Origin of the sequence: Bradyrhizobium denitrificans (genome assembly GCF_013179005.1) — a bacterium.
Lineage (GTDB): Bacteria > Pseudomonadota > Alphaproteobacteria > Rhizobiales > Xanthobacteraceae > Bradyrhizobium > Bradyrhizobium denitrificans.
This window is the reverse complement of sequence record NZ_JABFDP010000033.1, coordinates 63,421-76,908: the sequence shown is the minus strand read 5'-3', so window position 1 is coordinate 76,908 and position 13,488 is coordinate 63,421. Positions and strand designations below refer to the sequence as shown.

At 63.8% G+C, this 13,488-nt stretch carries 12 protein-coding genes and 1 pseudogene; 5 read left to right on the top strand and 8 right to left on the bottom strand.

Annotation, left to right across the window (positions count from 1 at the left end; genetic code table 11):
* Nucleotides 1-4: 4 nt before the first annotated feature.
* Complete coding sequence (locus HL671_RS30965) at nucleotides 5-418, bottom strand: flagellar assembly protein FliX (protein WP_172241664.1); 414 nt, start codon at nucleotides 416-418, stop codon at nucleotides 5-7.
* Nucleotides 419-688: 270 nt separating this feature from the next.
* Between HL671_RS30965 and HL671_RS30960 the strand changes: the two genes are divergently transcribed.
* From HL671_RS30960 to HL671_RS30945, 4 genes are all read left to right on the top strand, one after another.
* On the top strand, nucleotides 689-1,813 hold the full coding sequence (locus HL671_RS30960; protein ID WP_012045441.1) for a flagellar basal body P-ring protein FlgI: 1,125 nt from the start codon (nucleotides 689-691) through the stop codon (nucleotides 1,811-1,813).
* Nucleotides 1,813-2,205, top strand: coding sequence for a flagellar assembly peptidoglycan hydrolase FlgJ (gene flgJ, locus HL671_RS30955; RefSeq protein ID WP_172241661.1), 393 nt, complete (start codon nucleotides 1,813-1,815; stop codon nucleotides 2,203-2,205). Before HL671_RS30960 ends, flgJ begins: the two co-directional genes overlap by 1 nt.
* Before the next feature lie 57 nt (nucleotides 2,206-2,262).
* Nucleotides 2,263-2,748, top strand: a complete 486-nt coding sequence (locus HL671_RS30950) for a hypothetical protein (RefSeq protein WP_172241658.1) — start codon at nucleotides 2,263-2,265, stop codon at nucleotides 2,746-2,748.
* Between the two features lie 214 nt (nucleotides 2,749-2,962).
* Nucleotides 2,963-3,349: a hypothetical protein gene (locus tag HL671_RS30945; protein WP_012045444.1), complete on the top strand. Its 387-nt coding sequence runs from the start codon at nucleotides 2,963-2,965 to the stop codon at nucleotides 3,347-3,349.
* Nucleotides 3,350-3,435: 86 nt separating this feature from the next.
* Here HL671_RS30945 and HL671_RS30940 read toward each other — a convergent pair whose 3' ends face one another.
* The 4 genes and pseudogenes from HL671_RS30940 to HL671_RS30925 all read right to left on the bottom strand — a co-directional run bounded on the left by HL671_RS30940 (nucleotide 3,436) and on the right by HL671_RS30925 (nucleotide 7,935).
* The gene (locus HL671_RS30940; RefSeq protein ID WP_172241655.1) at nucleotides 3,436-3,804 is read right to left on the bottom strand and encodes a hypothetical protein; all 369 of its coding nucleotides are present in this window, start codon (nucleotides 3,802-3,804) and stop codon (nucleotides 3,436-3,438) included.
* 33 nt (nucleotides 3,805-3,837) lie between these two features.
* Nucleotides 3,838-4,203, bottom strand: a complete 366-nt coding sequence (flaF, locus tag HL671_RS30935; RefSeq protein WP_041750890.1) for a flagellar biosynthesis regulator FlaF — start codon at nucleotides 4,201-4,203, stop codon at nucleotides 3,838-3,840.
* 350 nt (nucleotides 4,204-4,553) lie between these two features.
* Nucleotides 4,554-6,162 (bottom strand): annotated as a pseudogene (locus HL671_RS30930) (flagellin N-terminal helical domain-containing protein).
* Between the two features lie 228 nt (nucleotides 6,163-6,390).
* Nucleotides 6,391-7,935 carry a flagellin N-terminal helical domain-containing protein gene (locus tag HL671_RS30925; protein ID WP_012045448.1) on the bottom strand — a complete coding sequence of 515 codons (1,545 nt, stop codon included), beginning with the start codon at nucleotides 7,933-7,935 and terminating at the stop codon, nucleotides 6,391-6,393.
* A gap of 387 nt (nucleotides 7,936-8,322) precedes the next feature.
* Here HL671_RS30925 and flbT point away from each other — a divergent pair, with 387 nt between their 5' ends.
* Nucleotides 8,323-8,766, top strand: coding sequence for a flagellar biosynthesis repressor FlbT (flbT, locus tag HL671_RS30920; RefSeq protein ID WP_041750891.1), 444 nt, complete (start codon nucleotides 8,323-8,325; stop codon nucleotides 8,764-8,766).
* Between the two features lie 130 nt (nucleotides 8,767-8,896).
* Here flbT and HL671_RS30915 read toward each other — a convergent pair whose 3' ends face one another.
* The 3 genes from HL671_RS30915 to HL671_RS30905 form a co-directional block, all read right to left on the bottom strand.
* Nucleotides 8,897-10,441, bottom strand: coding sequence for a flagellin N-terminal helical domain-containing protein (locus tag HL671_RS30915; protein WP_172241652.1), 1,545 nt, complete (start codon nucleotides 10,439-10,441; stop codon nucleotides 8,897-8,899).
* 326 nt (nucleotides 10,442-10,767) lie between these two features.
* Nucleotides 10,768-12,276: a pyridoxal phosphate-dependent decarboxylase family protein gene (locus HL671_RS30910; protein WP_172241649.1), complete on the bottom strand. Its 1,509-nt coding sequence runs from the start codon at nucleotides 12,274-12,276 to the stop codon at nucleotides 10,768-10,770.
* Entirely contained in the window at nucleotides 12,273-13,463 is a 1,191-nt protein-coding gene (locus tag HL671_RS30905; RefSeq protein WP_172241646.1) for an ATP-grasp domain-containing protein, read from the bottom strand. The genes HL671_RS30910 and HL671_RS30905 overlap by 4 nt, the downstream gene beginning before the upstream one ends.
* Between the last annotated feature and the right edge of the window lie 25 nt (nucleotides 13,464-13,488).

Here is a 13,488-nt window from a genome sequence, read left to right as displayed (position 1 = left end):
GACCTCAGCCCTGCCCGGCCTTGGCGAGTTCAACCTCGACGCGCAGCTCGATCTCGGAGAGGATGGTGTCGAGCCGCGGATCGCCCGAGGATTGCTTGAGGTCGGTCGCGGCGTCGCGCAGCCGCAGCGCCATCCGCGTGTCGAGCTTGCCGGACAACAGCGCGAGCTTGAGATCGTCGAGCACGTCGAGCGCGCGCTTGCCGCGCTGGACCGAGCGCTTGCGCCGCTCCGCCGGATCCTCCTCGATCCCTTGCAGCGCCAGCAGCGCGTCGATATTCGCGGTCTGCTTCGGCGCCAGCGTTGCGCGCGTCTCCTGCGTCGTGCCGGCATCCGGCAGCTTGAACCCGCCCGACGAGGTCTTACGCGTGGAGCTCGTGGACGTGCCCAGCGTCGTGCCGTTCGGACCGTAGATGCGCATCGATGGCTCCCCGCAAGCTTTGCGTGTCGGCACGGAGATTGGCTGCGCCGTGGTTAATGCGGCGTAAACGGCCCGGCAAATTCTGCCGGGGCGGCAGCTTCGTTCCCCCGGAGTAACCCTGGATCGCGACAAAGCCCGCGATTGATTTCACACTCTTTCAATGAGTTAGCCAGGAGCATCCGCCTGGCACGCCCCTCGCATAGTTAACTCCGATCATGCGGTCATGGGAGTGGCCAATTGATCTCTTGAAGAGCTCGAGGGGAGCATAGGATGCGCCGCGTCCGTACTACGCGCCTGTTTCAGGTCGCCTGCGCCGCTATTGTGGCGTTGGCATCTTCTGCCATGTCCGCGCATGCGACCTCGCGGATCAAGGATCTCGCCAATATCGAAGGCGTGCGCCAGAACCAGTTGATCGGCTACGGCCTGGTGGTCGGCCTCAACGGCACAGGCGATACGCTGAACAACATTCCATTCACCAAGCAGTCGCTGCAGGCGATGCTCGAACGCATGGGCGTCAACATCCGCGGCGCCACCATCCGCACCGGCAACGTCGCGGCGGTCATGGTGACCGGCAACCTGCCGCCATTCGCCACCCAGGGCACGCGCATGGACGTCACCGTGTCGGCGCTCGGCGACGCCAAGAATCTGCAGGGCGGCACCCTGCTCGTGACGCCGCTGCTCGGCGCCGACGGCAATGTCTATGCCGTGGCGCAGGGCTCGCTCGCGATCTCAGGTTTCCAGGCCGAGGGCGAGGCCGCCAAGATCGTGCGCGGCGTGCCGACGGTCGGGCGCATCGCCAACGGTGCCATCATCGAGCGCGAGATCGAGTTCGCGCTGAACCGGCTACCGAACGTGCGACTGGCGCTGCGCAATGCCGACTTCACCACCGCCAAGCGCATCGCCGCCGCCATCAACGATTTTCTCGGCGTCAAGACCGCCGAGCCGATCGATCCGTCGACGGTGCAGCTGAGCATTCCGCCGGAATTCAAAGGCAACGTCGTCGCCTTCCTGACCGAGATCGAGCAATTGCAGGTCGATCCCGATCTGGCCGCCAAGATCGTCATCGACGAACGCTCCGGCATCATCGTGATGGGCCGTGACGTCCGCGTCGCCACCGTCGCCGTGGCGCAGGGCAATCTGACCGTCACGATCTCCGAGAGCCCGCAGGTCAGCCAGCCCAACCCGTTGTCGCAGGGCCGCACCGTGGTCACCCCGCGCACCAGCGTCGGCGTCACCGAGGACGGCAAGAAGTTCGCGGTCGTCAAGGATGGCGTGTCGCTGCAGCAATTGGTCGACGGCCTCAATGGTCTCGGCATCGGACCGCGCGACCTGATCAGCATCCTGCAGGCGATCAAGGCGGCCGGCGCCATCGAAGCCGACATCGAGGTGATGTAATGGCCACCTCCTTCGTCGATTCCTACGGCGGTCGCGTTCCGCTGAGCATGCCGAGCCCCGCGGCCATGACCAAGCCGCATGCCGATCTCGATCTCGCCGACGCCCTGACCAAAGTATCGCCAAAAGCGCAGGCCAAAGCCAAGGCGACCGCGACCGATTTCGAGGCCATGTTCCTCAACTCGATGTTCGCGCAGATGACCAGCGGCGTGAAGGGTGACGGCCCGTTCGGCGACACCCCCAGCACCGGCGTCTGGCGTTCGATGCTGATGGAGCAATATTCGAAGAACTTCGCCAAAGCCGGCGGCGTCGGCCTTTCCAACGACGTCTTCCGCACCCTGATCCTGCAGCAGGCCAAGAGCAGCGGTTCGGGCGCCGACAATGGCAAAGCGTAGACGTAGGCGTTCACATCGCGGGAGTCCGTGCCGACTCGCGCCGACAGGAGTTACGAGATGACCGCACCGGGCCAGGCGAAGCCAACCACCTATGCTGCTGCCGCCAGCGCGGCCGAGGCGCGCGCGCTCGCCGACGAGATGATCGGCGTGATGAGCGAACTGCTCACCGTGATCGAGCAGGAGACCGAGCTGGTCCGCGCCGGCAAGCTGCGTGAGGGCATGGCGTTCGGTCCGAGAAAGACCGAGCTCTCGCGTCACTACGTCACCACGGTGGGCCGTCTGAAGGCCAGCCAACCCTTCATGAAGCAGACGACGCCCGAGCTGCTGGGAACCCTGCACCGCCACCACGATACCTTCCGCGCGATGCTCCAGGTGAACCTGACCGTGCTGGCCACCGCGCACGCGATCTCCGAAAAGATCGTTCGCGGCGTCAACGCGGAGATCCAGCGGCGCAACGTCCCCAACACCTATACGGCCGGTGGCCGGCGCGCTGCACCCGGTGCGCGGCACCTCACTCCGCTCGCGGTGAGCCGGACGCTCTGATCCCTGCTACGCCCTTCCGGCTTCGACGTTCAACAGCCGCGCCGCCGCCAAGGCCGCGCGGCTGTTGCCGTTGAATGGTCGGATAAGCTTAAAAGCCCGGCAGGTGTCGCAACGCGACGTTCATTCTATTTCCTAACATAACGTTGATTGGTCACGTGCATAGTTGCACTCGGGATGGGTTGGGAATTGACTCGATGGCCATGAGGAGGCTGCCATGAGTTCCGACTTCAGCGTGAGACCGGTAGGAGCGCCTTCACCTGCTCCGATACTCCAACCGTCGAGCCAGGCGGTGGTGAACGCTGTTCCGACGGATCTTCCTCCGAGCCAGACCGTGACCGCGGCCGAGGGCAGCACTCCTGTGCGCAACGACGTGCCGACCAACGTTGCCAACGACCTCTCGGTGTCGCACCAGGCCTATTATGATCGTGCCGCTGCCGCGCTGGTGTTCCAGGTCGTCAACCGCAAGACCGATCAAGTCGTGGCCCAATATCCCGACGAGGCCGTTCTGCGACGCCGCGCCTACTTCAACACGCTGGACATGCAGAAGGACTTGCAGAAGGAAGATCTGCCGCGGGTGATGCCCACCGACCGAACCGCCTGAGCCGCATTGGTCATCGCCCACCGCAACAAAAACGCCGCCCCAACGGGCGGCGTCTGCGTTCTGGCACGGCTGCAATGCCGGCCGGATCAATTGCTCTGGGTGGCGTAGGCGGTGTCGAGATAGGTCTGGCCGGAGGCTGCGTCCGTCACCACGTTCTTGATCTGGGCCTTGCCTTTGGCCGTCAAGGTGAACTTGGTATCGCCGACCCTGAACGCGTTGTCCTTGATCAGAACTTCCTGATATTTGCTCACGCCCTCGCTCTGATAGCGAACCTTGGCGCGGAAGCCGTCGACATTGGAGACCGACACCGTGAACGACTTGCCGTTGGCGTATTTACCGCTCCAGCTGCCTTGATACAGGCTCGGATCGACCGCGACATATTTGCCGCTGCCATGCGCGGTATTGAGCACGCTGGATTTGTAGGATGCGGACAGGATGCCGGTGATATCAGCCATGGCTATGCCTCTCCTCTGCCCGCTCCCGATCGATCAGCTGCGTCCGGACAGGCCTGCGGCGATATGGCAGTTGATGTCGATCAGCGATTTCAGCTTCGCCGGGTCGGGATCCATCTGCATTTCGATCGTCTGCTTCATGACGAACACGCCGATATTGGCGATGTTCTGACGAATCTCGATCGAATTCGGATTATCGTTCATCTCCACTGCGCTCATGAAGATCGTCCAGAGACGACGATTGAACAGCAGTGCCTTGTACATGTTGCGGTCAGGACCATTCCAATTGGCCTGCACGTCCTGCAGCTGCCGCGCCGCCTTCAACAATGCCTGAGCTTCGATCTCCCGTGGTGATGCCGTCGTCTGCGACGTGCGTGCATAGGCTTGAGCGGCATATGACATCAAATACTCCGGACTGACGCGGGGACACGACCAAACTGCTCAGGTTTTGTACGTTGGCTGCCTTTAAAATATGGTTAGCAGCTGTTAGCGCATTTCACATCCAACCGTTGCGGGACACCGCGGAATCGCCGGCCCTGCTGGACGTCTTAATTTGTTGCGAACGCCATGAGACAAAATCTCACGAACAGGACGCCGTGCAGCGCGGCCTGACCGCCTTCAGCCACGCGAATTTCGTCGCATATTGCGCCGCTCGCGCGCTCGCGTCTGCGCCGCGCCAGCCGCATCAGCGTCACAGACAAAGCAAAAGCGGCGGGCCATGCCCGCCGCTTCGAAGAAGGAGATCGAGACGATCAGCGCAGCAGCTGCAGCACGCTCGCCTGCGACTGATTGGCCAGCGCCAGCGCGGACACCGCGATCGATTGGCGGGTCGACAGCGCCTGGCTGTTGGCCGCTTCCTCGTTGGTGTCGGCCAAGGTCAGANTTGGCCGCTTCCTCGTTGGTGTCGGCCAAGGTCAGATTCGACGAGCCGGTCTGCAGCACGTTGATCAGGTTCTTGTTGAAGTCCTGACGGATCTGCACGATCGAGAGGTTCGAACCGAGCGACGACGCTTCCGAGCGGATCGCGGTCGAAGCGCTGTTCAAGGTACTCAGGACCTTGTTGGCCGAATTGCTGTCGAGGAAGTCGGTGCCGACCACCAGCGCCGACAGGCCGAGGCCGGTGCTGTTGAACGTCACGCCGGTGATGTTCAGTGTCGAGCGGCCGGTCTCGTTGAAGACCAGTTTCAACGTATCGCCGTTGAGCAGGTTGATGCCGTTGAACGAAGCGTCCTGCGCGGTCGTATTGATCTGCGCGAGCACGTTGTTGTACTGCGCGATCAAGCCGGCTCGCGTGGTCTGCGAGTTGGTGTCGGCCACCGGGGTCGATGCAGTCACGCCGTTGAAGGCCATGCTGGAAGCGGTCGACGAACCGGCGACCGCGCCGATCGTCGACGAGGCCGCCTCGTTGGTCGTCAGGATCGTGAGCTGACCGGTTGTGCTCAGGCTGGCCTGCAGATTGTTCGAGGCAAGCGCGGTGTTGAGCTGCGCCAGGGTCGATATCTGCGACGCACCGGTGCCGAAGGTGATGTTCGTCGCGACACCGCCTCCTGTCGAGGCTATTGTCAGTGTCTGTCCTGACAATGCCGGTGCATTGCGTGTCGTCGTTGCGGCCGTCAATCCGAGCTTGGCCAGGGCCGTGCCCGAGACCGTCAGATCCTGCGCTGTGCCTGTCGCCAGCGCGATCTTGCCGCCGGTGACGCTGGAGGGGGTGGCCGTCGCGCCGGTCACCGAGTCGATGGCGGCCAGAAGGTTGCTGACGGTGTCGCCGACGCCGATATTGGTGCCGGCCGACACGGACCCGGCGACGAAGGTGAACACCACGCCGTTGACCACGAGGGTGTCGCCGGTCGTGATGCTGGAGGCCAGGTCGTTCGAGGTCGAGCTCGGGGTACCGGACAGTCGCGTCGAACCGGTGATCGCGACGGCGGAGCTCAGATTGTCATTGTTGACCGTGCTGCCGGTCACGAAATTGTTCGACGAGCTGCCGAGCAGGTTGTTGGCCGTCGCCCCGGGGATGACAGCTGACGTGATGCTCGACTTTGTGGTGTAGCCCGTGGGGGCCTGGAGGACCTGGCTCGCGATCGACTTGGCGCTGTCGACCAGCTTCTGGAGCGAGGTCAGGCCGGTATTCGCGGCTTGCAGAACCTGCACACCGTTGCCGATGCTATCGAGCAGGTTCGCGATGTCGCTCGCACGATTGTTGAGTGATTGCGCAGTGAAAAATTCGGTGGGATTGTCGAGCGCAGTGTTGACCTTGTTGCCGGTGGCCAGGTTGTTTTGTGTCGTGGCCAGCAGCGATGCCGTATTTTGCAAGGCCAGCAGGTTTTGGCGAACCGAAGCCGAAAGAACAATACCGGACATGTGTGTGAAACCTTCCTAGTTATTCACCAGGAGGTTCTAATCCACCCACTTTTAAAACATGGTTAATGGCGCTTTAAATTTGTTGCTTAATGAATGGTTACCATTCTCCCTGCTGCCCGCGCTTCGTCGTCGAACCAGTATTGATACGGGCCAGCGCCCCGGATCAGGCGCAAAAAAGCGGCGGGGTCTCCCCCGCCGCCTTTGATTTTTCGATGATGCGGCCGTGCCTCAGCGCAGCAGCTGCAGCACGCTCGCCTGCGACTGGTTGGCGAGCGACAGCGCGGACACCGCGATCGACTGGCGGGTCGACAGCGCCTGGCTATTGGCCGCTTCCTCGTTGGTGTCGGCCAGAGTCAGGTTCGACGAGCCGGTCTGCAGCACGTTGATCAGGTTCTTGTTGAAGTCCTGACGGATCTGCACGACCGACAGGTTCGAACCCAGGGTCGACGCCTCCGACCGCAGCGTGGAGCTGGCCGTGTTGAGCACGTTCAGCACCTTGTTCGCCGAGTTGTTGTCGAGGAAGTCGGTGCCCGCAGTCAGGTTCGACAGGCCGAGACCTGCGATGTTGAAGGTCACACCGGTGATCGACAACGAGGACTTGCCGGTCTCGTTGAAGGTGAGCTTCAGCGTGTCACCGTTGAGCAGGTTGACGCCGTTGAACGAGGCGTCGGCTGCCGTGGTGTTGATCTGCTGCAGCACGTTGTTGTACTGCGCGACCAGGCTCGACCGCTGCGACTGTGCAGTCGCATCGGCCACCGGAGCCGCCGCCGTCAGACCGTTGAAGGACTGGCTGGACGCCGCCGCCGTACCACCGATCGCACCGATCGTCGCCGAAGCCGCATCATTGGTCGTGGTGATCGAGATCTTGCCGGACGACGTGTCGAACGAGGCCTGCAGGTTGTTGGCCGCAAGCTTCGTGTTGAGGTCGTTCAGCGAGTTGACCTGTCCCGTTCCCAATCCGAACGTGATGCTGGTCGCCGTGCCACCTCCTGTGGCGGCGATTGTCAGCGTCTGCCCGGACAGCGAATTGCCGACCGCACTGAGACCGAGCTTGGCCAGCGACGTACCGGACAATGTCAGGCCTGCCGCCGGCGGCGTCAGCGTGATCGCGCCCGCCGTGATCGACGAGGTCACGCCGGTCGCGCTCTGGATGGTCGACAGCAGGTTCGTAACGGTGTCACCGACGCCGATATTCGTGCCGGACGAGGACGTGCCGGCGATAAAGGTGAAGGTGGTGCCGTTCACAACCAGCGTGTCGCCGGTGGTGATGCTGGAGGCCAGGTCGTTCGACGAGGTGCCCGGCGTACCCGACAGCTTGGTCGTGCCGGTGATCGCCACCGCGCTCGAAGTGTTGTCGTTCAGCACGACGGAACCGGTGACGGCGGTGGTGCTGGCGCCAATCAGGCTCGAGGCGGTCGCACCGGCCAGCGCTGCCGAGGTCACGTTCGACTTGGTGGAGTAGCCGACCGAGCTCTGCAGCACCTGGTTGGCAATCGACTTGGCGCTGTCGACGAGCTTCTGCAGCGAGGTGATGCCGGTGTTGGCGGCCTGCAGAACCTGCACGCCGTTGCCGATGCCATCGAGCAGATTGGAGATGTCGGAAGCGCGGTTGTCGAGGCCCTGGGCGGTGAAGAAGTTGGTCGGATTATCGAGTGCCGAGTTGACCTTCTTGCCCGTGGCGAGGTTGTTCTGGGTGGTGGCGAGGAGCTGAGCCGTCGACTGGAGCGAGAGCAGATTCTGGCGCACCGACGCCGAGAGAACAATACCTGACATTTTCATACCCTTCTGGTGTGAAACAAACTGCCCGATCCCTTCAGGATCAAGGCGACGCCCGCGATCGTCTGCGCGACCGGGCGACGTCCGTTAAGGTAAACAGGGGTAGCTAACAAAAGGTGAAACCCTGCCCTCGCGCAGACCGTTCCGGGTGCGGGTGCGAAGCCCCGCCAAGTCGGCAGCACGCAACCAATCGTCTCAAAAATCAGCGATTTTTCGCGGCAAATGCTGATGTTTACCGATCATTAACCATGTTCGGAAAGGATTGCTGCGCGCCGACTGATCGCGCCGCAGGCTCTTCGCACATTCTGCACCGGCCGCCGCATGGCCGCCGGCCTCGAGGAAGCAGGTTCGGCGCCGCACCGATCGCGGCAACGGAGAACGAGAATGGCCTTGAAAGTCGAACTGAAGCCGCATGAACGCATCATCATCGGCTCCTGCGTGATCACCAACACCGACCAGCGCGCGCGGCTCCTGATCGATGGCGACAACATTCCGATCCTGCGCGAGAAGGATATTCTGACGCCCGAGACCGCCGATACGCCGGCCAAGCTCGTCTATCTGGCGGTCCAGCTGATGTACATCTCTCCCGGAACGGACACCAATCACGGCACCTATTTCAATCTGCTGCGCGACATCATCACGACGGTGCCGAGCGCGTGGCCGATCATCGAGGCCATCAACGGCCATATCCTCAACGGCGACCTCTATCAGGCGCTGAAGGAGGCCAAGAAGCTCGTCGCCTACGAGAAGAAGCTGATCGAACAGGCCGAAGCCGAACAGCAGGCCGAAGCCGAGGCGCAGAACAAGCCTGTAAGCTCGGCGGCCTGAGCCGCCTCTCTTCCCAATCGCAAGGGCGCGGCCCCGCGACGGAACCGGCCCTCTCCTCGACGGCGAGCGCATGAAAAAAGCGGCGGGGTTTTCCCCGCCGCTTTCGATTTTGAGATGATGCGACCGTGCCTCAGCGCAGCAGCTGCAGCACGCTCGCCTGCGACTGGTTGGCGAGCGACAGCGCGGACACCGCGATCGACTGGCGGGTCGACAGCGCCTGGCTGTTGGCCGCTTCCTCGTTGGTGTCGGCCAAGGTCAGGTTCGACGAGCCGGTCTGCAGCACGTTGATCAGGTTCTTGTTGAAGTCCTGACGGATCTGCACCACCGACAGGTTCGAACCCAAGGTCGACGCCTCGTCCCGGAGCGTGGAGCTCGCGGTGTTGAGCACCTTGATCACCTTGTTCGCCGAGTTGTTGTCGAGGAAGTCGGTGCCTGCGGTCAGGGTCGACAGACCCAGGCCGCCGGTGTTGAAGGTCACGCCGGTGATCGACAGCGTGGACTTGCCGTTCTCGTTGAAGGTGAGCTTCAGCGTGTCGCCGTTGAGCAGGTTGACACCGTTGAACGAGGCATCAGCTGCGGTCGTGTTGATCTGCGCCAGCACGTTGTTGTACTGCGCGACCAGGCTCGACCGCTGCGACTGCGCGGTCGCATCAGCCACCGGAGCCGCCGCCGTCAGACCGTTGAAGGACTGGCTGGACGCCGCCGCCGTACCACCGATCGCACCGATCGTCGCCGAGGCCGCATCGTTCGTGGTCGAGATCGTGATCTTGCTGGTGGCCGTGTCGAACGATGCCTGCAGGTTGTTGGCCGCAAGCTTCGCATTGAGGTCGTTCAACGAGTTGACCTGCCCTGTTCCCAGACCGAACGTGACACTGGTCGCCGTGCCACCTCCTGTGGCGGCGATTGTCAGCGTCTGCCCGGACAGCGAATTGCCGACCGCGCTGAGACCGAGCTTGGCCAGCGACGTACCGGACAATGTCAGGCCTGCCGCCGGCGGCGTCAGCGTGATCGCGCCAGCCGTGATCGAGGAGGTCACGCCGGTCGCGCTCTGGATGGTCGACAGCAGGTTCGTAACGCTGTCACCGACGCCGATATTGGTGCCGGACGAGGACGTGCCGGCGATAAAGGTGAAGGTGGTGCCGTTCACGACCAGCGTGTCGCCGGTGGTGATGCTGGAGGCCAGGTCGTTCGACGAGGTGCTCGGCGTACCCGACAGCTTGGTCGAGCCGGTGATCGCCACCGCGCTCGAGGCGTTGTCGTTCAGCACGACGGAGCCGGTGACGGCGGTCGAGCCGGCGCCAATCAGGCTGGTGGTGGTCGCGCCGGTCAGCGCAGCCGAGGTCACGTTCGACTTCGTGGAATAGCCGACCGCGCTCTGCAGCACCTGGTTGGCGATCGACTTGGCGCTGTCGACGAGCTTCTGCAGCGAGGTGATGCCGGTGTTGGCAGACTGCAGAACCTGCACGCCATTGCCGATGCCATCGAGCAGATTGGAGATGTCGGAAGCGCGGTTATCGAGGCCCTGGGCGGTAAAGAAGTTGGTCGGATTGTCGAGTGCCGAGTTGACCTTCTTGCCCGTGGAGAGATTGTTCTGGGTGGTGGCGAGAAGCTGCGCCGTCGACTGGAGCGACAGCAGGTTCTGGCGCACCGACGCCGAGAGAACGATACCTGACATTTTCATACCCTTCTGGTGTGAAGCAAATGACCCGATCCCTTCGAGATCGAGCGTCGTTGCGGGCCGAATGTGTCGACCTTGGCGACGGGCGTCACGGTGAACGGCAGTGGCTAACAAACGCTGAAGCGGTTGCAGCGACTTTCCGTTTCAATTCCACAGACAGGTAGTTAGTGCGGTCAGGCGCATCCGCGCCGGCCACGGAGGCCCGTTGAAAAGGCTCACGGATTTACCAAACAGGCCGGTTCTTCACGTCCCGTAAACCACCTTTGAAGAGGTTCCGAGCGCTCCCGCACCAAGCGCCTTTCACGGTGCGATGCGCGACGCGATCACAAGGCCAGCGGCGGCGACTCGATCTGCAACAGCGGCGTGAGGCCGGCGGCGCGCTGCCGTCCGAAGCTCAGCACCGCAGCGACCAGCCTCGCAATGTCGGCGCGCTGCGTCCGATGATTCACGATCGCCGCACGAATTGCGAGCCGTCCGTCCAGCGTGGTCGTCGACGGTGCGGCAATGCCGGATTCGTGGATGTCGGCGACGATCTCTCGATTGATCAAGTCAGCATCGTCGGCGCGGTAGCGGAAGCAGACGATGTTGAGATTGACCGGCGCAAGCAGCTCCAGCTCGGACTCGGCCAGGACGAGCGCCTCGAGCTCGCGTGCAAGCGCACAGCTGTTCGCGATCATCGTGCCGAGCGCATCGCCCCCGAAGGTCCGCAGCGTGAACCAGGTCTTCAACGCCCGGAACCCCCGCGACAGATCCGGCCCGAGATCACACGGCCATTCGGCGCCCGCCGCGAGACCGCGCGTTTCGCGCCGCAGATAGGCCGCCGGCGACGCGAACGTCTCCCGATGCCGTTCGCCATCACGCACGAGCAGGAATCCGGCGTCGTAGGGCACCTGCCCCCATTTATGAAAATCGAGCGCGATGGAATCCGCCTGCTCGATCCCGGCAAGCTTCGGTGCGAGCTCGGCCGACAGCATCGCGAGCGCACCGAAGGCGCCGTCGACGTGAAACCACAGGCCCTCGCCGCGGCAGAACTCGGCCACGGCCGCCAGATCATCGATGGCGCCGATGTCCACCGTGCCCGCCGAAGCGACCACGAGAAACGGATGCAGCCCGGCGTTGCGGTCCTGCGCGATCGCGGTCCGGAGCGCCGAAATGTCGATGCGGTGCGCGGCGTCGGTCCGGATGCAACCGAGCGCATCGCTGCCGAGGCCGGCAATGTCCAGCGCCTTGGCGATGCATCCATGCGCGGCGGTCGACGTGTAGGCGCGCAGCCTCCTGCCGGGCTCGCCAAGCCCTTGTTGCCGGACCGCGGCACCGAGCGCCGCGCGCCGCGCCACCAGCACGGCCATCAGATTGGCCATCGAGGTCCCTGTCACGAAAAGTCCGCTGGCGCCTGGTGGAAAGCCGAACAGCTGCCGCGTCCAATCGACGACCTGCCGCTCGATCTCGATCGGCGCATGGTCGCGACCGCCCAGATTGGCGTTCAATCCGGCCGCCAGCATCTCCGCAAGCATGCCGACCACCGTGCCGCCGCCATGCACCCAGCCCATGAAGCCGGGATGGACGTTGCCGGTGGCGTGGGGAACAACGAACTCGTTGAAGTCGCGATAGACGTCGGCGAGATCGGTCGGAGCGCGCGGCAGCTCGCTGCGAAAGCGCCCCCGTGTCGCCTCGGACATCGGCTGCCAGACCGGGCGGTCGCGGATGCCGGCGACGTAATCAATCATGTCGTCGAGCATGCGATGCCCCTGCGCACGCAGCTCGTCCCAGTCCTGCGGATCCAGCGTCGCCGCCGGCCGCGACAGATGATCGATGCGCGCGGCGGTGCTCACGCGGCGCGCTCGGCCGCCGCAGCGGCGCGCTTGGCGATCATGGCGGCGAACGCCGCGAAGATCTTCTGCATCTGCGGCGGCTTGTAGGGAAAGACGTCCGGCGGATCCATGTTGTGGACCACCGCCGTGTTGTCGGCCTCGAACACCAGCAGCGACCCGTCCTTGGTCTCTGCGCAATCGATGATGAAATAATCGAGGCCGATGCGCTCGGCGATGGCCGCGAGCACGGAGCGGTGACGGCGGCCGAAGCCGATGTCGAACGTCTGCATGAACGCCGCCTCTTCGAGGCGCTTGGCCTCGCTGGCGGCCATGCCGGCGTTGAGGTACCAGATGTCCCAGCGCCGCGCGATCGCCATGTGGCAGGCGTAAGCCACGCCATCGACGAAGACGACGCGATATTTGCGGAACAGGCCGTCCTCGCTCGCATAATCGATGAAGCGCGACACGAAGAACTCCTGCTCCTCGCGCTCGTCGAGATAAAGCGAGAGCTCGATCGGCTCATCGACCTTCTCCAGGCCGACGCCGGCATGCGAGCCGCGCGGCCGGACGATAATCGGAAAGCCGAGCGCGGCAGCGACGTCCTCGATCGGCTCGCGCTCCTCCGCGACCTCGTTCAGCCGCTCGCGGCTGACCGGAATGGTGGCCGGGATCGAGAGACCCTCGATGCCTTCGAGCAGCGCATGCAGCTTGTCGCGATCGAGATGCCAGATGCGCTGCGGCGGATTGAGCAGCGGGCGCGGCCAGCGCGCCGCGACGGCGTCGATTTCGCGCAGCGTATGCTGGCAATCGTCCGAATCCGAGGCGATGACGATGGCGACGTCGTGGGCCGGCAGCGGCGACGGCAGCTCCGCACCCGGGACGATGTAGAGCAGCATCAACTCGATGTCGCTGTCTTCGAGCAGGAACTCGATCGGCGTGTTGCTGCCCATGTCGGTGGCGGCCGCGAGCGCCAGCACGCGCAGCCGCGGCTGCGCACTGCCGCCCGCCACGCGATAGAGCTGATGCGATTGCAGCACGTCGTGCTGGATCGCCAGTCCGGACGCCTTGTCGCCGCGCAGCTGAGCCATCAGCGCGAGGTCGAGCCCCTCCCCCGGCGCGGCGGTGCCGCCGAGCAGCTTGGCCAGCAATGCGGTCCATTGCGGCGCGAGATCCTGGCCGTCGAACGCGGCCTTGGCGATCTTGGCCATGCCGATCCGGTCGGCACACCCTGCG

Coding starts and splice junctions, on each gene's coding strand:
- HL671_RS30965 (WP_172241664.1), bottom strand. CDS start 418: ATGCGCATCTACGGTCCGAACGGCACGACGCTGGGCACGTCCACGAGC.
- HL671_RS30960 (WP_012045441.1), top strand. CDS start 689: ATGCGCCGCGTCCGTACTACGCGCCTGTTTCAGGTCGCCTGCGCCGCT.
- flgJ (WP_172241661.1), top strand. CDS start 1,813: ATGGCCACCTCCTTCGTCGATTCCTACGGCGGTCGCGTTCCGCTGAGC.
- HL671_RS30950 (WP_172241658.1), top strand. CDS start 2,263: ATGACCGCACCGGGCCAGGCGAAGCCAACCACCTATGCTGCTGCCGCC.
- HL671_RS30945 (WP_012045444.1), top strand. CDS start 2,963: ATGAGTTCCGACTTCAGCGTGAGACCGGTAGGAGCGCCTTCACCTGCT.
- HL671_RS30940 (WP_172241655.1), bottom strand. CDS start 3,804: ATGGCTGATATCACCGGCATCCTGTCCGCATCCTACAAATCCAGCGTG.
- flaF (WP_041750890.1), bottom strand. CDS start 4,203: ATGTCATATGCCGCTCAAGCCTATGCACGCACGTCGCAGACGACGGCA.
- HL671_RS30925 (WP_012045448.1), bottom strand. CDS start 7,935: ATGTCAGGTATTGTTCTCTCGGCGTCGGTGCGCCAGAATCTGCTCTCG.
- flbT (WP_041750891.1), top strand. CDS start 8,323: ATGGCCTTGAAAGTCGAACTGAAGCCGCATGAACGCATCATCATCGGC.
- HL671_RS30915 (WP_172241652.1), bottom strand. CDS start 10,441: ATGTCAGGTATCGTTCTCTCGGCGTCGGTGCGCCAGAACCTGCTGTCG.
- HL671_RS30905 (WP_172241646.1), bottom strand. CDS start 13,463: ATGGCCAAGATCGCCAAGGCCGCGTTCGACGGCCAGGATCTCGCGCCG.